Raw genomic sequence first — 19922 nt, 5'->3', positions numbered from 1 at the left:
TGGCCTAGGCCGCCTCACGCGTCAAAGCGTCAGCAACACCACCTCGGACACCTCGCCCTCGCTGACCACGGGCACGGCCACCAGTGAGCCTTCGGCCTGGGCTTTGAGCTGCGGCACACCGCTCAGGTAGGCATCGCCCACCAGCCCCTGGGCCGGCCCCAGCGTCAGGCTGGCATCGCCCAGGGGGCCTTCGGTCTCGTCGAAGCCGAAGGTGCGTTGCAGGGTCTGCGGCGCATCACCGGTGGTCCAGCCTTCCACCCGCTGTGCCACCGGCGTGCGTGAAGACGACAACAGCGCCACCACGTACTCGGCCTGCGTGTGCGCCGGCCACGGCAAGGCCAGGCCGCGCTCGATGCCCGCATCACGCGCGCTCTCTCCACGCAGGAAACGCGGCGCACTGGCCAAGTCCTCCATGAACACCGTGCGGCCCTGCTGCCACGCCAGACCCGGCAGGCCGGTGCCCCGCGGCAGGTAGGTGTCCTGCGACACCGCCTCGAGCGCATCGGCGCCGTGGCTGTAGACGCCTTCGACCAGGGTCATGTCGGTGGTGATGCGCGGGTCGTTGCGCCAGACCTCGATGGCACCGGCCTGCTCGTCGTCATCACCGCAGAACAGCACCAGCACGGCGGTGAGCGCGCCGCGCACGAACACCGGCAGCGCGATGGCACTGCTCAGGCGCGCCGCCCAGGCCGCTTCCGCACGCAGAAAAGGCAGGCCATGCAGCTGCTTGAGCAGCATGGGCCGGCCCTGCTGCCAGGCCAGGCCCGGCAGCCCTTCACCAGGTTTGAAGCGCATGGCCTGGCTGCTGGCACAAAAGCCCTGCCCCTCCGGCCCCGACACGCCTGCGCCATAGGTGAGCACGGTGTGACCGGCATCGGGCAGCCAGACCTCGGCAACACGGATGAACGTCTTCATGGCGGGGACCTCGCGGGAGCAGATGACACCCACGAACGCGGCAAGATCCGCGCCAAGCCCGAGCCCGCGGCTGGCCAGCGCTTGAGCGCTTACTGCCCCAGCGCGAAGAAGCGGCTGGGCGGCATGCCCACCGAACGCGTCACCATGGCGGTGAAGGCGCTGGCGCTGGCATAGCCCAGTTCGGCCGCGATGTGGCTCATGGGCCGCTTCCGCGCGGACAGCGACAGGGCCTTGGCCAGCAGCACCTGCTGGCGCCACTGCGCGAAGCTGGTCTGAAGCTCATCACGGAACAGGCGGGCCACCGTACGCGGGCTGGCGCCGACCTCGGCCGCCCAGCCGGCCAGCGTGGTGTGGCGGGCAGGCTCGTTCAGCACGGCCTCGCACAGGGCGCGCAGGCGCTTGTCGACCGGCAGGGCCACCCCCAGGGGCACGGGCTTGGCCTGGCGCATCTCGTCGAGGATCAGGGCGGCCAGGCAGCGCTCGCGCTCCGAGGGCTCACCGACCGGGAAATCACCTGCCGCATCACGGCCGGGCGCCGGCACGCGGGCCAGCTCCAGCACCAGCTCGCGCATCAGCGCTGTCACCTCCAGCACCCGGCATTCGCGCCACACGGACTGCTGCGCCGCGGGCACGCTGGGCCCGACCTCGCCAGCCTGCTGGTGCACATAGACCGTGCGCATGTCGGCATCTTCCAGCACGGTGACCGCGTGCACCACGTTCGGCGGGATCCACACCGCCCGGGACGGCGGCACGATGAAGGTGCTGCGCCCCGCGGTGATGCGGGCCACGCCCGTGGCAGAAAACGCCAGCTGGCCCCAGGCATGGCTGTGCGGCTCCACCTGCAGATCGGCCGTGATCACGCGCGCCTTGGCACGCACCGGCCGCCCCATGCTGGGGCCATAGCGCTGCGGATCCAGCGGCGGAATGGTGCGCCGCCCCGGGGCCACAGGCGCCGAAGCGGTAGATGGTGCGCGTTTTGGCATGATTTCGACAGAACTTGTCGATCTATCGTAACCCGGACACACCCCCGGCGCCTACAGTGCGGGCATGAACACGACCACCCTCGCGACCCCGGTGCCCGCCAGCGCCCGGCAAGATGCCACCACCATCGGCCTGATCGGGCTGGCGCACGGCACCTCGCACTTCAACCACATGCTGCTGCCGCCGCTGTTCCCGCTGTTCATCCGGGATTTCGGGCTGACGTTCTCGGAGCTGGGCCTGCTGGTGTCGGTGTTCTTCGTCATCTCGGGCGTGGGGCAGGCCATGGCCGGCTTCCTGGTGGACCGCATCGGTGCACGGCCCGTGCTGTTCACCGCACTGGGCCTGTTCGTGTGCGCCTCGCTGGCCGCCGCCACGGCGCACGGCTACCACGGGCTGATGCTGGCCGCGGCACTGGCCGGCCTGGGCAACGCGCCCTTCCACCCGGTGGATTTCACCATCCTCAACAAGCGCGTGTCGGCGCCGCGCCTGGGTCATGCCTTCTCGGTGCATGGCATCACGGGCAACCTGGGCTGGGCGGTCGCCCCGGTCTTCCTGATCGGCGTGACGGGTTGGGCCGGCGGCCAATGGCGCACCGCCTACCTGGCCACCGCCCTGGTGTCCTTGGCCGTGCTGGTGCTGCTGGTGCTCAACCGCGATGCCATCGACGACCGGCAAGGCCAGTGGGAGGATTCGTCCAAGGCCGGCGGCCAGTCTGCATCCGCCCCCAGCGAACACCCGATGGCCTTCCTGAAGCTACCCTCGGTGTGGCTGTGCTTCTCGTTCTTCTTCTGGACCACGGCCGCGCTCAGCGCCATCCAGAGCTTCGCCAGCCCTGCGCTGATGCGCATGTACGGCCTGCCCGAATCGATCACGGCCTTCGTGGTGACGGGCTACATGCTGTGCGGCGCGGCGGGCATGGTGATCGGCGGGTTCCTGGTGGCGCGCGTGGCGCGGCTGGAACGCACCATCGCGGTGGCCATGGCGCTGGCGGCCTTGCTGCTGCTGCTCACGGCCACGGGCTGGCTGCCACCCTACATCGCCGCAGGTGCCGCCGCACTGGCGGGTTTCGGCACGGGCCTGGCCGGCCCCTCCCGCGACATGCTGATCAAGCGCGCCGCGCCTCCGGGCGCCACGGGGCGCGTCTACGGTACGGTGTACTCGGGGCTGGATGTGGGCTTTGCCGTGGCTGCGCCGGTGTTCGGGGCCATGCTGGACCATGGTCAGGCCAATGGCGTGTTCTATGGGGCGTCGCTGGTGCTGGTGCTGGGCATTGCGTCGGCGGCGCTGGTGGGGCTGGGGCTGCACCGACGCTGAAGCCCACCGAGCAGCATGCGCTGCTGCACGGGCAAGCGGGCATATGCGTATATTGCGCCAAGCAGATGAGGAAGGGGAAACGCTGTGTTTTCACACATCATGGTCGGCGTCACTGACTTTGACCGGGCGATGGCGTTCTACAAGCCCGTGCTCGATGCGCTGGGCATCCAGTTTCGCTTCCAGGAAGACGACCGGCCATGGGCCGGCTGGCAATCATCTCCAGACCCGAGGCCGCTGTTTCTGATCGGCCGCCCCCACAATCAGCAGGCACACCATCCAGGCAACGGCCAGATGGTGGCCTTCCTGGCAAGGTCACGGGATCAGGTTCGTGAAGTCCACGCCATGGCCATGGCGAGTGGGGGCACCTGTGAGGGCATGCCAGGCCTGAGACCGGAGTATCACGCCCACTACTACGGCGCGTATTTCCGCGACCCAGATGGCAACAAGCTCTGTGTCGCGTGTCATCACGCCGAGTAGAGCGCGTCTCGTGTGCCGGCCTTGACCTCTGAGGTCATTGCGGCTGTCATTCCAGCCTGATAGAAGTCGTGCATCGACGATCTGTCGGGAGCCGAGATGCGCTACTTCATTGCCGCCACCCTCCTCGCCGGGGGCCTCATCCACCTGCTGCCTGTCGTGGGCGTGCTCGGCCCCGAGCGCCTGGCATCCCTGTACGGCGTGTCCATCGTCGATCCGAACTCGCTCATCCTGATGCGGCACCGCGCGGTGCTCTTCGGCCTGATCGGCGGGCTGATGGTGTTGTCCGTCTTCAAGCCTGCTCTGCAGCCCCTGGCCTTCGGGGTTGGCCTGATCAGCGCCAGTTCTTTCCTGTGCATCGCCTGGAGCGTGGGGCAGTACAACGCGCTGTTGTCCCGGGTCGTGGCCGTAGACATCGTTGCCCTTGCATGCCTTGTTGCGGGCGCGATTGCGCATGCACTGCAACGCGCAGAGCAGACAGGTGCCTCGCGATCCTGAAGGCAGCCTCGGCCTCCGGCAGCGGCCCCGGATGACAGGTCCGCCAACGAAGAAAGGGCCCTCAGGCCCTTTCACCGCATCGCGAGGACAGCAGACTCAAGAGCCGTCGCGCAGCAGGCCGATGACATCGATCGCCTTCTTGTCGACGGCGTAGTCATAGGCGGTGCGGCCTTTGGCGTCCGTCAGCTCCTTGTGTGCACCGCGGATCATCAGCGTCTGCACAAGCTGGAAATGGCCGCCGGCCGCCGCCGCCATCAACGGGGTGACGCCGTCGCTGTCGCGCGCATCGGGGCTGACGCCCTGGTCCAGAAGGGCCACCACGGCAGTCATCTGGCCACTGCCTGCAGCCTGGACGATGGGTGACCTGGTGGTTTGCGCCTGGACGGCACCCGCCGCTGCCACAGTCGCCATGCAGAACGAGACGTTGAGGAACAGGGATTTGAGGTTCTTCATCATGGAATCCTAAGATGGGGTAATACCGCGCTGGGCGATCACAGCTCCGGCGCCAGGGGGCTGGTCACGCGGGGAGAAGCGATGCTCTGCCAGCTGTAGGCCAGGCGGAACAAGGTGGTTTCGGCGAACGGTCGGGCCAGCATCTCGATGGCGACAGGCTGCACGGCCGTGGTGGACGACGAAGCCGGCACGAAGGCCACCGGCACCGCCATGGCCGGGAAGCCCGTGAAGGGGCTCAGGCGGTTGTTGCTGCCAGAGTTCACGCTCGTGCCGTTGAAGCCTTGCAGCACGGGGTACACCAGCACATCGTATGCCACGCCGAGTGTGGCGCCGGTCGCGTAGTCCACGTTGTTGAGCGCTGCCGTGACACGCGGAATGACGTAGTCGTCGCGCGGCGTCAGGTTGTTCAGGTAGACGGAGTTCGATTCCTTGTTGGTACCTGCCGTGACATAGAAACCGAAGTTGGCCACCCGGGTGGGCTCGAGCGTGGTCATGGCCGTCTGCACATCCTCTGCCGTGCGCCAGTGGCCATCGCCCAGAGAGCTCCAGGAGCTGAGGTACTCGGTGAGGTTGTCACGGAACTCATAGGTCGACAGGCTGGAGTAGCTCGTGAGGATCGTCGTCCTGTCCGTCAGGACCACGTCTTCCACGATCGCGCCCGCTGCGCGCATCTGGGTGAGCGCGGCCTCGATGGCATCGAGGAAGCCCTGGTTGGCCGACGTCGCGGTCGGGAACATGGCCCGGACCACCCCGATGCGCGCCCCCTTGAGTGCCGTTGCGGCCGAGGAGGAAGGCACGTAGGTGGCCGGCTGCGAGGTCATGGCCGCGTAGGCGCTCGCGTTGCCGACGAGCGGCGCGTTGTAGGCCTTGGCAACACGCTGGTTGCTGCCCGAGGAGGCGTCATAGCCCGCCATGGCATCGAGGGTCAAAGCGCAGTCCTGGACCTGGCGGCAGAGCACGCCGGCCGTGTCCTGCCCGTGCGCCAGCGGCACGATGCCATCCTGGCTGACCAGGCGAAGCGTGGGACGCAGACCATAGAGACCCGACACCGCAGCAGGCACACGGACCGAGCCGCCCGTGTCCGATCCCAGGCCCACCATCGCGAGGTTGGTCGCGATGGACGTGCCAGTGCCGGAAGAAGAGCCGCCGGCGCTGTTGGTGGCGATGTAGGCATTGGCCGTCTTGCCGCCCACGGATGAGCTCCCGGTGAAACCGAACGCGAACTCATCGAGGTTGGCCTTGCCCAGGATGATGCCGCCCGCAGCCCGGATCTTCGCGATGATGTAGGCATCGTCTGGCGGCTGGTTGTTGGCCAATGCAAGCGAGCCGGCGGTTGTCTTCATGTCGGCCGTGTCGATGTTGTCCTTGGCCAGCACAGGCACGCAGTGCATGGGGCCGACCATCTTGCCTGTCTTGAAGAAGGTGGCATCGAGTTGATCGGCGCGGGCCAGTGCCGCTGCGGCATTCACCGTGATGACGCTGTGCAGTGCCGGGCTGGCAGGGTAGGCGCTCGACACATCGGCATCGTAGGCCTCGATGCGCTTGAGGTAGCCCTGGACAATGTCCCGGCAGGAGACATCGCCATTGGCCATCGCAGCATGGAAGCCGCTGACGGTCGCCTCCACCAGCGGGAACGCTGCGCGGTTGGCCTTGAGCTCGATGGCGTTGGTGGGGGTGGTGACGGGGTCCGGGGTTCCTCCGCCACCGCCGCCGCACGCGACGAGCGAGGCCGTGATGACCGCGAGGAGGGAGGCCGACGCGAACCGGCTTGGAAGGGACTTGGCGGGCTTGTGGGTACTGCTGCTGATCGACATTTGGTTTCTCGATGGCTTCGCTTGGGTAAATTGGCGAAGCACCACCAAACGCAACCTGTGTGCCAGAGACCGGGCCCATCGGAGCACAGTTAAACGGAGCAGTATCAGAGACCAAGTAAGCATGTGCTTATCGGTCACCTGAGCGCAAAAACCTCGCAGGATCGGACAAACCAGACCTTCTTGATGCGCATCGGAAGCCTTGTTTCGGGAGATGATTCTCGTCAGATGAGGACCGATTTCGTGAGAAATGCACGCATCGATGCAGCAGGTACCCAGGGTGGGGTGACGGGCGCCCCAAGGCCACTCAAACGGACAATTAATCGGTCAGCGCGGTTTGGGGGTGACACAGCCCTCCGCTGCGTAAGGACCACAGGTAGAAGAAGGGTGCGACCCTGTCAGTTCCGTCCTACGGCACTTTCGGACCACGCTGTCCTGGCAAACACGGTCCAGCCGACTACGCGTTCAGTGGCGGATTTTTAGACTGTTACCTTCGATCCGGGCCTGTCAAACAGGCCGCAACAAGGAACATCGCCATGTTTGATCATCCCCGCGTGTGCATGAATCCCCATCGCCTGCGCATGGTTGCCACCGGCGCCATGGCCGCCATGCTCAGCATCACCACGGCGTTTGCAGCCGACGGCACCACGGCCGGCGACGCCGGATCTCGCTACAGCCGCGAGCGCGCCGCCTGTACCGACGGCACGTCGCAGCAGGACCGCGCCACTTGCCTGAAGGAAGCCGGGGCGGCGCTGGACGAGGCACGTCGTGGGCGACTCGAGGCTGGCAACTTGCCCAGTAACGCCAACGTCACGGCACGCTGCAACGCGCTGCCGGCGAAAGACAGAAGCGACTGTGTCGCCCGCATCAATGGCGCCGGCACCACCAGTGGCAGCGTGCGGGAAGGCGGGATCTATCGAGAACTGGTGACCACGACACCAGCCCCACCTGCTGCGTCGCAGGAATGACGCGCGCATCGCGGTGTCAACCGACTAGGCAGCGCCGGTCACGGCGCGAAGCAGTATCAGCCTACACGCCTTGCGGCTCGGACGCATCTGACTGTTGACCACCTGCCCGAGCAAGATCCCATTGACGGTGGCGATCAGCCCCGTCGCCACATTCTTCGGATCCTTGATCCCGAGGCGGTCCAAGGCCGCCACGGTCGCGTCGACAAAACGTTGATGCAGATCCTCCACCACCTTCTGAAGCGACGGCTCGCGTGAAGCGATGATAAAAATCTCGATCTGAGCCACGACGCGCGAGCGCTTCGCGGGCGACATCCAATCGTCCAGACGACCGGCCAGTGTGTCGATGAAGCTGTCCAGGGATGGCCGGGCCGCAGCCAGACGCTCCGCGTCGTCCTTCAGATCCTCGAGATTGCGTGCGGCATGGCGGTTCAACGCCAGGGCCACGAGGTCGAGTCGAGTCCGGCAACACGATGAGGTGGAGCCCGGCGGCAATCCAGCAAATGCGTCCACCGCGCGGTGTGTCAGGCCTCGAGCGCCTGCCGTGGCCAGCAGTTCGAGCGCCGCGTCTGCGACGGTTGTTTTGCGATCTTTCGTCATGAGTTGCCGGCTGCCGAGGCTGGAGATCTCCCATTGTCTCCGCGCATGCCCTGGGCCGATCTCCGCGCGTGCATCTGGTTTCCACCAGTCCAGGTTGGTTGACGATGGCCATACATTAACTACACTTGTAGTTTTATTGTCATCAAGCAACGTTACGTGGAGCAGATCATGAGAAGCACATGGGGTTGGGCAGTGAAGAGGTCATGGGTCGGAGCTATCCTGGTGTCTATTCCTTTGTGGGGCCATTGCACCAGCTACTTCACCTGGGAGCGGGTCGACCTGCCGGCGGCCAGCGGCGCCTCATGCGGCAACGGCACGCCCTATCGCTTCTTCGTGAACCGCACACCGTTGACGACGAAGACCGTGGTCATCATGGAGGGCGGGGGCGCCTGCTATGACCAGGACGCATGCCTCTGGAAGGGCAGCTTTTTCGGGGGCAGCAATTCCAACGGCATCGCCACCAACTACATGAGCAGCCTGGTGTCGAACCAGAAGAACACGTCGGGGTCACCGTTCGCAGCCATCAACCAGGGGGCCTTGGGGCTGACACCGTTTGCCGCGCGGGTGAGTGCTGCCAAAGTCCAGACGCAGAGTTGGAACATCGTCTACATGCCTCAATGCACCGGAGACGTCTACACAGGCAACAAGGTCAATGTCTATGCGGATGCAGACGCTTCCAAGCCCCTGACGTACTTCCATCGTGGCGACGTGAACTCCCAGTTGGTGGCCAAGTGGATCGCCGCCAACCTGCCCAGACCGGAGCATCTGCTGATGTATGGTTTCTCGGCAGGGGCCATCGGTGTCACAGCGCACTATGGGGACTTCCGCGATGCGATCCAGCCTCGCAAGGCATCGCTTCTGGCGGATTCGGGCCCCTTGTACCAAGCGCCCGCAGGCGGCACTCCCGAGCAGTACCCCTCCCTTCCGTTGCACACCAAGATCCGGGCCTCGTGGGGCCTTGATGAGCGCACGGGCATCATCCCGCGACTGGTCGCCCGCTACCCAGGCCTGGGTGATCCCGGCAATCTCGCGTCGCTGAACACGGCGCTCGCCAGGGTGTACCCGCAGGACCGCATGGGCCACACCCTCCTGCAAGCCGATGTCGTGTTTGCCGCCTACTCGTACGACAAGTTCTTCCCCGCCATCAAGGCCGAGCCTTCCATCGAGAAGCGCAACGCACAGAGGCTGGTCAAGTGGCAGAAGGAGATCGTCCCATGGCTGGAAGACATGGGGCCATACGCCAACATCGGCTACTACATCCCTTACGCACGGCCGGGCACGTTCCACTCCCACTCAACGACCATGTTCAGCTTCAACGGGACAGACATCCCGGAAGCCGGGGTGCCCAGTGTGACGACCTTCGTCGACAACCTGCTCGATGGCAGGGGGCCCGTCATGCGGGTCGTTGAAAAGTCCCAGAAGCCTCACCGGCCGATACTCGATACGCTCTACGACTACCTGTCTGACCTGCTGTTCGAGAACCTCGGGCTCTGAATCCCAACAAAGCAAGAAGGGCGCTTGTGGCGCCCTTTCGCTTCTTCATCCCTGCGTGCGGTACTTCACCGCCGCAGGTTGATCACATCACATCTCTCAAGCAGCGCGGGCCGCCCCCTCATTGCTGACGACATGCGCCGGCGTCGCGGGCAACAGCTCTTCGATCGCATCGGCAGGCGAAGGCTCGATCTGCGCCGGTGCTGGCACCTTGCCGGCCAGCACCGCGTCCAGGCGCTCCGTGTCCAGCTGCTTGCACCACTTGGCCACCACCACCGTGGCCACGCCATTGCCCACCAGGTTGGTCAGCGCGCGGGCTTCGCTCATGAAGCGGTCGATGCCGAGGATCAGCGCCAGGCCGGCCACCGGCACACCGCCCACCGCACTCAGCGTGGCCGCCAGCACGATGAAGCCCGAGCCCGTGACACCGGCGGCGCCCTTGCTGGTCAGCAGCAGCACGGCCAGCAGCGTGATCTGCTGCACCAGGGTCATCGGCGTGTCCGTGGCCTGGGCGATGAACACGGCGGCCATCGTCAGGTAGATCGAGGTGCCATCGAGGTTGAACGAGTAGCCCGTGGGGATCACCAGGCCCACCACCGACTTGTGCGCACCGGCGTGCTCCAGCTTGGCCATCATGCGGGGCAGCACGCTTTCGCTCGACGAGGTGCCCAGCACGATCAGCAGTTCATCCTTGATGAAGCGGATGAAGCGCAGCACGCTGAAGCCATGGATACGTGCGATCACGCCCAGCACGCCCAGCACGAAGATCAGGCAGGTCAGGTAGAAGGTGGCCATCAGCTGCGCCAGCTGCTGCAGCGAATCGACACCGTACTTGCCGATGGTGAAGGCCATGGCACCGAAGGCACCGATGGGCGCCACCTTCATCACGATGCCGACGATGGCGAACAGCACGTGCGAGAACTTGTCGATGAAGGTGAAGACCACGCTCTGCCGGCCACCGAAGCGCTGCAGCGCGAAGCCGAACAGGATCGAGAACAGCAGCACCTGCAGGATGTCGCCCTTGGCGAACGCATCGACCACGCTGGTGGGGATGATGTTCATCAGGAACTCGGTCGTGGTCGCCATCTTGTGCGGGCCCACGTAGGCGGCGATGCTCTTGGTGTCCAGCGAGTGCGGATCGATGTGCATGCCCTCACCGGGCTTGACCACGTTGACGACCACCAGGCCGATGATCAGCGCCAGCGTGCTGACGATCTCGAAGTACAGCAGCGCCAGGCCACCCGTCTTGCCCACCTTCTTCATGTCGTCCATGCCGGCGATGCCGACCACGACGGTGCAGAAGATGATCGGGGCGATGATCATCTTGATCAGGCGGATGAAGCCGTCACCCAGGGGTTTCATGGCCTCGCCCGTGGCCGGCGCGAAATGGCCTAGCAGCACGCCGATGGCGATGGCGGTGAGCACCTGCACGTACAAGGACTTGTACCAGGCGCTCTTGGGTTGGTTCACAGTGGGTAGGGTCTGGGTGGTCATGGCATGCCTCGCAACGGTCGCAAGGATGCCGAAAACCGCCCTGGCGCGGGATTGTGGACTTCCACACACCTTAACCGGGTCTGCACGGCAGGCCACGATCCGAAAAGCCGCGCACCACCAAGGGGCGCCGGGGCTCAGCGCAGATCAGCCACCAGCGTGCCGTAGGCCAGGCAGGCGGCCTCGTGGCCCGGCTCACGCCAGGGCTCGGCCAGCGCCTGCTGCTGCCAGGCCCGCAGTGCGCGGGTCTGCAGCAGGTGCTGCGCGTAGGCCTGCGATGCCTCGCTCAGCGGCAGGCCATAGGTCTGCACGCGAAACGCCACCGGCGCGAAGAAGGCATCGACCGCGGTGAACCTGTCACCGGCCAGGAAGGGGCCACCGAACTTGTCCAGGCCATCGCGCCAGAGTTCGTCCACACGCGCCAGGTCTGCCTTGAGGGCCGGGCCGACTTCATGCAGGCGCACGCGGATGCCGCAGCTCATCGGGCACTGCGTGCGCAGCGTGGTGAAGCCCGCGTGCATCTCGGCAGCGGCAGAGCGTGCCCATGCGCGCGCGGCCGATTGCTCGGGCCACACGCCGGGATGGCGCTCGGCCAGGAACTCGGTGATGGACAGCGATTCCCACACCGTCAGGCCATCGTCCACCAGGCAGGGCACCTTGCCGTTGGGTGAGAACTGCCGGAACTCGTCCCAGTTGGAGCCTGCACCGAAAGGCACCAGCTGCTCCTTGAAGGCGATGCCCAACTCGGTCAGCAGCGCCCAGGGGCGCAGCGACCACGACGAGTAGTTCTTGTTGGCGATGTAGAGCGTGTACATGGGTGGCAATCCTGTGTTTGGGCTTGATGATGTGGAGGCATGATGGCGCCGGATTCATTGTCACACTGCCTGCCGCCCCCCTGAAAGGATCTCCCATGAGCCGCCTGGCCATCGTGGCCGCCATGCCCGAAGAACTGCAAACCGTGCTCGACGCCATCCCCGACGAGGCCCCGCGGCAACACGGCGGGCGCACCCTCTGGTGCGGCCACTGGCAGGGCCACGAGGTGGTGGCCGTGCTGTCCGGCATCGGCAAGGTGGCCGCGGCCACCACCACGGCCACGCTGCTGAGCACCTTCGAGATCGATGCCGTGCTGTTCACAGGGGTGGCCGGCGGACTGGGCGATGGCGTGCAGGTGGGTGATGTGGTCGTGGCCACCGAGCTGCTGCAGCACGATCTGGATGCCTCGCCGCTGTTCCCGCGCTTCGAGATCCCCGGGCGCGGCGTGTCGCGCCTGGCAACCGATGCCGCGTTGAGTCAGGCCGTGGCGCAGGCCGCCACGCAGGCGCTGGCCACGCGCGGCCCGGCACTGGCCGGCTTGTGCACACCGCGTGTGCACCAGGGGCTGATCGTCAGCGGCGACCGTTTCGTGTCCAGCGCCAGCGAAAGCACCGCCTTGCGCCAGGCCCTGCCCGATGCACTGGCCGTGGAGATGGAAGGCGCCGCGCTGGCCCAGGTGTGCCACGATTTCGGCGTGCCCTTCGCGGTGGTGCGCACCATCTCCGACCGCGCCGACGACACGGCGCATGTGGACTTCGGCCGCTTCATCGACGAGGTGGCCCGCCACGTGGCGCTGGACATCGTGCAAGGCACCCTCGACCAGCTGCGTTGACCACACCAAGCATCACTCACCGGAGACCCCCATGACCCCTGCCCTGCTGCAACCCATGGCCGTGCTGGCCTTGTGGACCCTGTCGGTGCTGTTGCTGGTGCCCATTGCGCGCTTCAAGGCGGGCGCCCGGGGCGAGGTCGATTTCGACGACTTCAAGCATGGCGAATCCGCGCGGGTGCCGGTGCACACGCGCGTGCCCAACCGCGTGTTCATGAACCTGCTGGAGGTACCGGTGCTGTTCTACGTGGCCTGCCTGGTGGCGGTGATCCTGCAGCACGTCACCCCCACGCAGATCGCCTTGGCCTGGGCGTATGTGGCCCTGCGCGTGCTGCACTCGCTGATCTACCTGGGCTTCAACAAGGTGCCGCTGCGCCTGACGGTGTTCGCCGTGAGCAATGTGGTGGTGGCGGTGATGTGGGTGCTGCTGCTCGCCCCCTTGTGGCGCGGGTGAGCAGCTACTCGAGACGGCGCTGCAGGGCATCGAGCACCGGGCCGATGCGCGCACCCACCCGGATCTGCGGGTTCGAGTAGCCATCGTCCTTGCCCGCTTCTTCTTCACGCTGCAGGATCAGTCCGCGCGCCTTGGCGTGCGCCTCGGTGAACGAGCGGGTCTGCGTGCGCAGCAGCTCGTCGTACATGGCCCTGCCGAAGAAGGTGAGCGGCGAGTAGCGGCCACAACCGTAGGAGGTGTGTTCGGCATCGGCCGCCGTCATCAGCAGCGAGTCCTCGTCCGCCAGAGGCGCGATCCAGCTGCCCGAATAGCAGGCCGAGATCGACACCACGCGGTGGCGGATGCCGGCGTCATCCAGCGCAGCCTTGAGCAGCGCGGGCGTGACGGCATCTGGGCGCACCGGCCACAGCGCTGTCGCCAGGACGCCATTGCGCGCGCCATGCGAGGTCAGGTGGATGAAGAGCACGTCTTCGCGCGGGTCCATCAACTGGCCGATGCGCTTGAGCGCACGGCGCAGGTTGTCGGTGGTGGCCCAGGGCAGTTGCTCGGCCGTGCGGGGGTTGTTGACCAGCTGCAGCGTGCGGCCCTGCGCATCGAAGCGCTGGGCCATCACGTCGGCCACCATGGCGCTTTCGCGGCGGAAGACCTCTTCATCACCATAGGGCGCAAAGGTGAGCACGTACAGATCGACCACGCCGGGGCGCTGGGGCTTGAGCGCGGCCAGTTGCTGCTCGGGCAGCGTGGCCTGGGCGCGCAGCACGGGCTCGGTCAGCACCAGGCGCACGGGCTCGTCTTCGCCCTCGCCCTGCCCGCCGGCCTGGCCTGGCGTCCAGATCTGCTGCGAGGGCATCAGCCAATGCAGCGCCATCAGGCCGGCCAGCAGGGCCACGGCGAACAACCACGGGCGCACATGGCGGTCACCCTGACGCCACAGGGCGGTCGCCATGGCCGCCATCCACCACACCATCGGGCCCAGCCACAGCAGCCAGATCACCCACACGCCCAGTTGGCGCAGTTGGCCCGCCGCCTGGGCCCAGCCCGCCAACACCCACAGCAGGCCACTGGCCTGGCTGACCACGAACTCCACACCCAGCACCAGGCACAGCAGGCGCGCCATGCCCAGGGCGGGTGGCCGCACCCAGGCGCACACCCAGGCGATGAGCGCCAGATCCAGCCCGCCCTGCAGCAGGCCCTGCCAATGGAAATCTGCCGGGCCCGACAGCGCCAGGCGCTGCCACATCACCTGCATCAGCAGGTTGATCAGCACCAGCCAGGCGACCACGGCGGGCGTGGCCTGCAGCGCTTGCAGTCCCTGCACCGGCCGGAAGGTGGCCGCGCGCGCGCCCGCCGCCCACCAGGGCCCCAGCACGCCGGGCCGCAGCGCTTCACGCGCCGGGCGCTCGGTGCGGGCCATGTGGCCTACCGGCAGGGCCGAAACGGCCTGGGCGGCCGCTTCCTGCTGCCACACCCGCATCCACGGGCTGTCGCCCGGGGGAAGGCTCACGGCCTTGCGGTCGGTGGTGTCCGTCATGGTGCTCCTTGGGTTTGATGCCCCACTGTAGCAAGCCGGTGCGTCAGCCCGTCCGGGGTGTGAGCACGATCAGCTTGAGCGCCGGGTGCTGGGCCACGCGCAGGGTGAACTGCTCGTATTCGCGGTGGCCCAGGCGGGGGTGCTCGAAGCCGCGCAGGCCCCCTTCGCGTGAGAGCACGGCCTGCGAACGCCAGGCAGCCTTGAAGGCCGGGCTGGCCCATTGCAGCTCTTCGACCAGGGCCTGGCCCACCGGGTCGTCTCGCCAGGAGGCCGTGTCGGCGCGGTACTCGGCCACCAGGCGGCGCGCGCGCTCATCCCAGTCACCGATCAGGGCGGGCGCCCCGGCATCGAGGAACACATATCGCAGCAGGTTGCGCCGGGCCGGCTCCTGCGCCGTGCGGCGCGCGCCACCCCCCAACCAATCCTCGAACAGCTGCGCAGCCGGGCGGTTCCAGGCCACAGCGTCCCAGTGGCGGTCGAGCACATAGGCCGGCGTGCGCACCGCCTCCACCAGCGCGTTCAGCGACGGCAGGTGTTCGTCATCGGTGGCGGGGGCCGACGCGGGCTGCGCGCGGGCCGCCAGCTCGAACAGGTAGGCGCGCTCGGCCGCCGACAGGCGCAGGCCGCGGGCCAGTGCGCCCAGGGTATCGGCCGACACGGCACGCGTGCGCCCCTGCTCGATCCAGGTGTACCAGGTGGGACTGATGCCGCACAGCACGGCCACCTCTTCGCGGCGCAGGCCGGGTGCGCGGCGGCGCGCGCCTGGCGGCAGGCCCACGTCACGCGGATGCAGGCGATCACGGCAGGCGCGCAGGAACTCGCCCAGGGCGTTGTGGCCGTGCCCCTCGGGGGACGGCGCCACAGGTGCCGGGGCGGACGAAGGGCGGGCGGTGGGCATGGACACGGGCCTGGCGGCTGACGGAAGAAGGTGCTTCACATAATAGGATAAGCAGCCAACTTGTACCAGGATTGATGTCACCCTATCGTGAGGTTTCTCCACACCAAGCCGATCACGGAGCTCCTCTTGAACGACGCAGCCCTTCCCCACCAGCAGACCATCCAGCAGCAGTTCGATCCGCAGGCGCAGGCCTACCTTGGCAGCGCCGTCCACGCACAGGGCCCGGATCTGGCCCATGCGCAACGGTTGGTGGCTGAGCACCTGCCGGCCGCCTCCGCCCGGGTGCTGGACATCGGCTGCGGTGCAGGCCATCTGGCCTTTGCCTTGGCGCCGCATGTGAAGCAGGTCACCGCAGCAGACCCGTCGCCCGGCATGCTGGCCACCGTGCAGCACGCGGCCCGGGCGCGGGGGCTGCACAACATCGACACCGTGCGGGCGCAGGCCGATGCCCTGCCTTTCGATGACGCGCACTTCTGTGCGGTGGTGACGCGTTACAGCGCGCACCACTGGACCGCGCTGGAAGCTTCATTGCGCGAGATGCACCGCGTGATCAAGCCGGGAGGCTGGTTAACGGTGATCGACATCCTGGGCCACGAGGATGCCTTGGTGGACACGCACCTGCAGGCGATGGAGTTGTTGCGCGATCGATCGCATGTGCGCAACCGGTCGGCATCGCAGTGGCGGGCCTTGCTGGGAGATGCGGGTTTCGATGTGCAGGCGCATGAGCAATGGCCCTTGCGGCTGGAGTTCGCCTCCTGGGTGGCGCGCATGCGCACACCCGCCTTGCAGATCGAGGCCATCAGGGCCTTGCAGCAGGGGGCGCCACAGGAGGTAAGCCAGGCATTGCACATAGAAGCAGACGGCTCTTTCACAGCCCGGACGGGATTGGTCTGGGCACAGCGCTGAACCGCGTTCGGACCTTCCCCGATCCCCCGAGGCGGGGGGGAAGCACACGTGTTCACCCATCTTTACAATGCTGCTCACAAAACTGCTCCAGCTGTCACGAGAGCAGTCAAGGGAGATGACGTGAAGTTGATCAAGAAATGGGGACGCCCGGCTGTCATGGCCTGCATGTTGGCGACGCTGAGCGCTTGTGGCGGCGGCGGCGGATCCGGCAAGGATGACCGCGCCGATCCAAAAAATGCCGCGGATGGCCTTGGCGATTACGGCGAGGTCCCCGGCACCGTCAAGCTTGGCCGTGTCACCCAATCCTCAGGAAGCGCTGGCGGGGGCATCTACAACGGCGTGACCAGTGCCCTGGACGACGCCGGCCGTGCGTTGGTGGCCTGGCGTGTCGATACTGGCTCCTTCACCACGAGCCAGGCGGCATGGGCCGAGTCCTCTTCCACAGGCGCGTGGAGTACGACCCAGTCCCTGCCCCAGGCCAGCAACATCTCCCTGTACGGCATGGCCTTGCGCATGAATGCCAATGGGGACGCGGTCCTGGGCTGGGTGGATGCAGGCAACAACACCACCCTCAGTTACGGCCGCAGAGCCATCCGATACACGGCGGGCGCAGGCTGGAGCACCACCATCCTTGACCTGAGCGGCGGCACCCAGTACAGCACGACAGGACACCCGATCGACTGGGATCTGCAGTTGCTGTCCGATGGCCGGCTCATCACCAAGGTGGCCGCCTCGGGAGGGCCTGCCTCTGTCTTGGAGATCGACACCGGCGGCAACCCGAGCACCGCATTGACTGCCACCACCGAGGCAAACCGCACGGCTTTCGCCTTCAGGCCCGATGGCAATGGCTACCGGTACATGCTGGAAGACTCGTCCTCCACCCCCGGGGCTGTGGAGCTGGTGTTTCAGCGGGCATCGGTCCAACTGGGCCCCCTGGGGCCTCTGCCCATCGCGACCTATGCCGGGCTGTGCTCCTACCCATCCTGGTATTCCGCGCCATCGATCACGGCCGCGACGGCCTCCTCCGAGCGCAGCGTGGTGGCCGTTCTCAGTCGGGAAACCAGCACCAGCAGCTGCGATACGCACAACCTGCAATTGCTCGCCGTGAGCGATCCGTCGTCGATACGGGCAGACACGCAACGTGCCAATGCCTTCGGTTCGTGGCTCCCGGTGCCTCCCACCCTGGCGATGGACCAGGCCGGCAACACCCTGGCTGTCTGGAAGGAGGCCACGGGCACCCAATACGGCGTTCAGACCGGCAACACCTACCGGCTGATGTGGGCCCAGGCACTGGCGGGCCAAGCCTGGTCCACCCCGCAGACGCTGATCCCCAACCTGGCTTCGCTGGGCACGATCCCCAATGACGGGCGCATCGTGGTCAGCATGAATCGCAGCGGACAAGCCGTTGCCGCGCTAGTGCTCAATGACCTGACCGGTTCGTCGATCAACGCATCCATCGTGCTCAGCCGCTTCGACTTCACCACCGGCTGGTCCGACTGGAAACGGGTGGCCAACAAGCTGATGGTGTCCGACCCGAGCGTCTCGATCAATGCCAGCGGCGCGGCGCTGCTGGCGTACACGGCCATCGATGGCCGTCGCATCGATGGCAAGGCACCCAGTGTCGTGTCGACATCGTTCGCTTACGCCTGGCGCTTCTGAGCCGCTGAAAGCCAGTCGCACCTGCATGTGCGGCACAGGGAGGCAAGATGAACAAGTCCATGACATGGGTGCGCGCCTCACTAGGCGGCATGATCCTGGCCGCATTGACCGCTTGTGGCGGCGGCGGCGGTGGGGACTCGCCCAACAAAGGCAATCCAGAAACACCGCAGCCGTCTTCGGCGCCGGGACTGCAGTTGTCCGCGCAACAAGTCAGCATGAGCGCGGAGCACGGTGATCCCGAAGCCGTGCGGACCATTGAAGGCGTTGTCAACAATGCCTCGGAGCCCGTTTACATCTACGTGCGCCACACGAACCGCGGCGTGAGCAATGCCTGGTTCAATCAGACGTCGACCAACGGCGGGCGGTTGACATTGCAGTTCAGGCCAGCGAAGAGCCTGACGCCGGGCAACTACGCCGACACGGTGACCGTGGATGTCTGCTATGACAGCTACTGCACCCGGCCGGTGACCGGCAGCCCCAAGAACATCAGTGTCAACTACGTCGTCACGGCTGCCGCGCCGCCCTCAGCGCTCATGCTGAGCCACGACGGTGTCGCGTTCACGAAAGCCCCTTTTGGTTCGCGCCTGCACCAGCAGATTGTCGTGACGCAATCGGGTGCCGTGCAAGGACGCTGGACTGCGACGACCTCGGCAAGCTGGCTTCAAACCACGCCCTCCGGTCAGCCAGGTGATCCGCTGCAGCTCACGGCCGACACGCAAGGCCTGGCACCAGGACAGTACATGACCTGGGTCACAGTGCAATCGGACGCCCCCACCAACACCAGGCCAGCAGCGATACGCGTCGGGCTTCATGTCACCGAAACCGCATCGTCGAATGTCTTCGCCAACCCGCTGGGAGATCAGGTTCAAATCGATCCGGCGCGCCCTTACGTTTATTCGCTGAGCAGCGCTGGCATCGCCATCGACCACCTCTACACGGGCCAGCGCCTGGGCACTTTGGCCGTTCCAGGAAGGCAATTGAGCGAAATGCGCGTGAGCCGCAACGGCAACCGCATCCTGGCCACGGACGCAGACAATAGCCGCGTCTGGATGTTCAACACCGATTCGTTTGGCGTCGAGGGCAGTTATGCCTTGCCACCGTCATTGGACAGTCCCATGGAGACGCGCCGCACGCCGGTGGCCCTCAAGGCCAACGGCCGCAACGTGATGGTGGTGGTCGGCCTGAGCCCCGATGAGCTCCGCAGCGGCTACTACATGGTGGACCTGGACACTGGCATGCCCTTGCCTGGCTTGTTCACGGCAGCGTTCTGGAGCTACGATGACCTCTACGTGAGCCCGGACGGAAGACACTTCATGGTGCACACGCGCCTGTCACCGAACTCGCTGTACTGGGGCACTCTCAACGAGAATTCGAAAGGCGTGATCTTCCAGGACACCCGGACGGGAGGCTGGTTCTGGGGAACAGGGCAGTACGCGTATCTGCAGTCGGACCTCATCGTCGGAGCAAGTCCAGAAGACAGCTTCACCTGCCAGGGAAACCTGTACCAGTCCAACAGTGAGTATGTCGTCGTCGACAAGGCATGGTTTGACCACGTGAGCTGGCAGAACACCCAACCCGACTACGTCGACACCGACTACCAAAAGCGCTGCAGGGGTATCGAGCGCTATGAAGACGAGCTGCTGTTGATCACCGATCACCTGCTCAGCGAACTGCAGCTTCGCCAGCGAGACGGCACGCTGGTGCGGAGCTGGACAAACACGTCAGGCCTTCAAGGCATGCTGCTTTCGAGCGACCAGTTGAGGGTGTTCGATACCCGAGTCATGCAGGACCTTCCCCGCTGAGACCATCTGCCCCCCCAACTGTGGGGATGGCAAACGC

General features: G+C 66.2%; 19 protein-coding genes. 10 read left to right on the top strand and 9 right to left on the bottom strand.

Going from position 1 to position 19922, the window contains the following annotated elements; translation table 11 throughout:
* Positions 1-21: 21 nt before the first annotated feature.
* Together EIP75_RS17840 and EIP75_RS17835 are read right to left on the bottom strand one after the other, a co-directional pair.
* Positions 22-948, bottom strand: coding sequence for a GAF domain-containing protein (locus EIP75_RS17840; protein WP_420797176.1), 927 nt, complete (start codon positions 946-948; stop codon positions 22-24).
* Positions 949-1004: 56 nt separating this feature from the next.
* Entirely contained in the window at positions 1005-1898 is an 894-nt protein-coding gene (locus tag EIP75_RS17835; RefSeq protein WP_125244637.1) for an AraC family transcriptional regulator, read from the bottom strand.
* Between the two features lie 64 nt (positions 1899-1962).
* On the opposite strand from EIP75_RS17835, the gene EIP75_RS17830 reads away from it, so the two are divergent.
* The 3 genes from EIP75_RS17830 (at position 1963) to EIP75_RS17820 (ending at position 4182) form a co-directional block, all read left to right on the top strand.
* Positions 1963-3210, top strand: a complete 1248-nt coding sequence (locus EIP75_RS17830; RefSeq protein ID WP_125244636.1) for an MFS transporter — start codon at positions 1963-1965, stop codon at positions 3208-3210.
* Positions 3211-3294: 84 nt separating this feature from the next.
* Positions 3295-3687, top strand: a complete 393-nt coding sequence (locus EIP75_RS17825) for a VOC family protein (protein WP_125244635.1) — start codon at positions 3295-3297, stop codon at positions 3685-3687.
* A 96-nt stretch (positions 3688-3783) separates the two neighbouring features.
* Positions 3784-4182, top strand: a complete 399-nt coding sequence (locus EIP75_RS17820; RefSeq protein ID WP_125244634.1) for a phosphopantetheine adenylyltransferase — start codon at positions 3784-3786, stop codon at positions 4180-4182.
* 96 nt (positions 4183-4278) lie between these two features.
* On the opposite strand, the gene EIP75_RS17815 is transcribed toward EIP75_RS17820, so the two are convergent.
* Together EIP75_RS17815 and EIP75_RS17810 are read right to left on the bottom strand one after the other, a co-directional pair.
* A complete protein-coding gene (locus EIP75_RS17815; protein WP_125244633.1) occupies positions 4279-4638 on the bottom strand; it encodes an ankyrin repeat domain-containing protein in 360 nt (119 codons plus the stop codon).
* A 35-nt stretch (positions 4639-4673) separates the two neighbouring features.
* A complete protein-coding gene (locus EIP75_RS17810) occupies positions 4674-6449 on the bottom strand; it encodes an amidase (RefSeq protein ID WP_158622898.1) in 1776 nt (591 codons plus the stop codon).
* Between the two features lie 533 nt (positions 6450-6982).
* On the opposite strand from EIP75_RS17810, the gene EIP75_RS17805 reads away from it, so the two are divergent.
* Positions 6983-7414: a hypothetical protein gene (locus tag EIP75_RS17805; RefSeq protein WP_125244631.1), complete on the top strand. Its 432-nt coding sequence runs from the start codon at positions 6983-6985 to the stop codon at positions 7412-7414.
* Between the two features lie 24 nt (positions 7415-7438).
* On the opposite strand, the gene EIP75_RS17800 is transcribed toward EIP75_RS17805, so the two are convergent.
* A complete protein-coding gene (locus EIP75_RS17800; protein WP_125244630.1) occupies positions 7439-8011 on the bottom strand; it encodes a TetR/AcrR family transcriptional regulator in 573 nt (190 codons plus the stop codon).
* A 222-nt stretch (positions 8012-8233) separates the two neighbouring features.
* Here EIP75_RS17800 and EIP75_RS17795 point away from each other — a divergent pair, with 222 nt between their 5' ends.
* On the top strand, positions 8234-9505 hold the full coding sequence (locus EIP75_RS17795; protein WP_158622897.1) for a pectin acetylesterase-family hydrolase: 1272 nt from the start codon (positions 8234-8236) through the stop codon (positions 9503-9505).
* A 96-nt stretch (positions 9506-9601) separates the two neighbouring features.
* Here EIP75_RS17795 and EIP75_RS17790 read toward each other — a convergent pair whose 3' ends face one another.
* Both EIP75_RS17790 and EIP75_RS17785 read right to left on the bottom strand, forming a co-directional pair.
* Entirely contained in the window at positions 9602-10996 is a 1395-nt protein-coding gene (locus EIP75_RS17790) for a dicarboxylate/amino acid:cation symporter (RefSeq protein WP_125244628.1), read from the bottom strand.
* Positions 10997-11130: 134 nt separating this feature from the next.
* Positions 11131-11808: a glutathione S-transferase family protein gene (locus EIP75_RS17785; RefSeq protein WP_125244627.1), complete on the bottom strand. Its 678-nt coding sequence runs from the start codon at positions 11806-11808 to the stop codon at positions 11131-11133.
* Positions 11809-11903: 95 nt separating this feature from the next.
* Between EIP75_RS17785 and EIP75_RS17780 the strand changes: the two genes are divergently transcribed.
* The gene (locus tag EIP75_RS17780; protein WP_125244626.1) at positions 11904-12638 is read left to right on the top strand and encodes a 5'-methylthioadenosine/adenosylhomocysteine nucleosidase; all 735 of its coding nucleotides are present in this window, start codon (positions 11904-11906) and stop codon (positions 12636-12638) included.
* A gap of 31 nt (positions 12639-12669) precedes the next feature.
* Entirely contained in the window at positions 12670-13089 is a 420-nt protein-coding gene (locus EIP75_RS17775) for an MAPEG family protein (RefSeq protein ID WP_125244625.1), read from the top strand.
* A gap of 4 nt (positions 13090-13093) precedes the next feature.
* Here EIP75_RS17775 and EIP75_RS17770 read toward each other — a convergent pair whose 3' ends face one another.
* A complete protein-coding gene (locus EIP75_RS17770; protein ID WP_125244624.1) occupies positions 13094-14620 on the bottom strand; it encodes a C13 family peptidase in 1527 nt (508 codons plus the stop codon).
* A gap of 43 nt (positions 14621-14663) precedes the next feature.
* Positions 14664-15518, bottom strand: coding sequence for a helix-turn-helix transcriptional regulator (locus EIP75_RS17765; protein ID WP_125244623.1), 855 nt, complete (start codon positions 15516-15518; stop codon positions 14664-14666).
* Positions 15519-15644: 126 nt separating this feature from the next.
* Here EIP75_RS17765 and EIP75_RS17760 point away from each other — a divergent pair, with 126 nt between their 5' ends.
* From EIP75_RS17760 to EIP75_RS17750, 3 genes are all read left to right on the top strand, one after another.
* A complete protein-coding gene (locus EIP75_RS17760) occupies positions 15645-16424 on the top strand; it encodes a class I SAM-dependent methyltransferase (RefSeq protein WP_199758639.1) in 780 nt (259 codons plus the stop codon).
* Positions 16425-16544: 120 nt separating this feature from the next.
* Complete coding sequence (locus tag EIP75_RS17755; RefSeq protein WP_125244622.1) at positions 16545-18083, top strand: hypothetical protein; 1539 nt, start codon at positions 16545-16547, stop codon at positions 18081-18083.
* A gap of 89 nt (positions 18084-18172) precedes the next feature.
* Entirely contained in the window at positions 18173-19885 is a 1713-nt protein-coding gene (locus EIP75_RS17750) for a YncE family protein (protein ID WP_125244621.1), read from the top strand.
* Positions 19886-19922 lie beyond the last annotated feature (37 nt).

Origin of the sequence: Aquabacterium soli (assembly GCF_003933735.1) — a bacterium.
GTDB classification, from domain to species: Bacteria; Pseudomonadota; Gammaproteobacteria; order Burkholderiales; family Burkholderiaceae_C; genus Aquabacterium; species Aquabacterium soli.
Note: the sequence above shows the minus strand (reverse complement) of the source record. Positions and strands in the feature narration are given on the sequence as shown.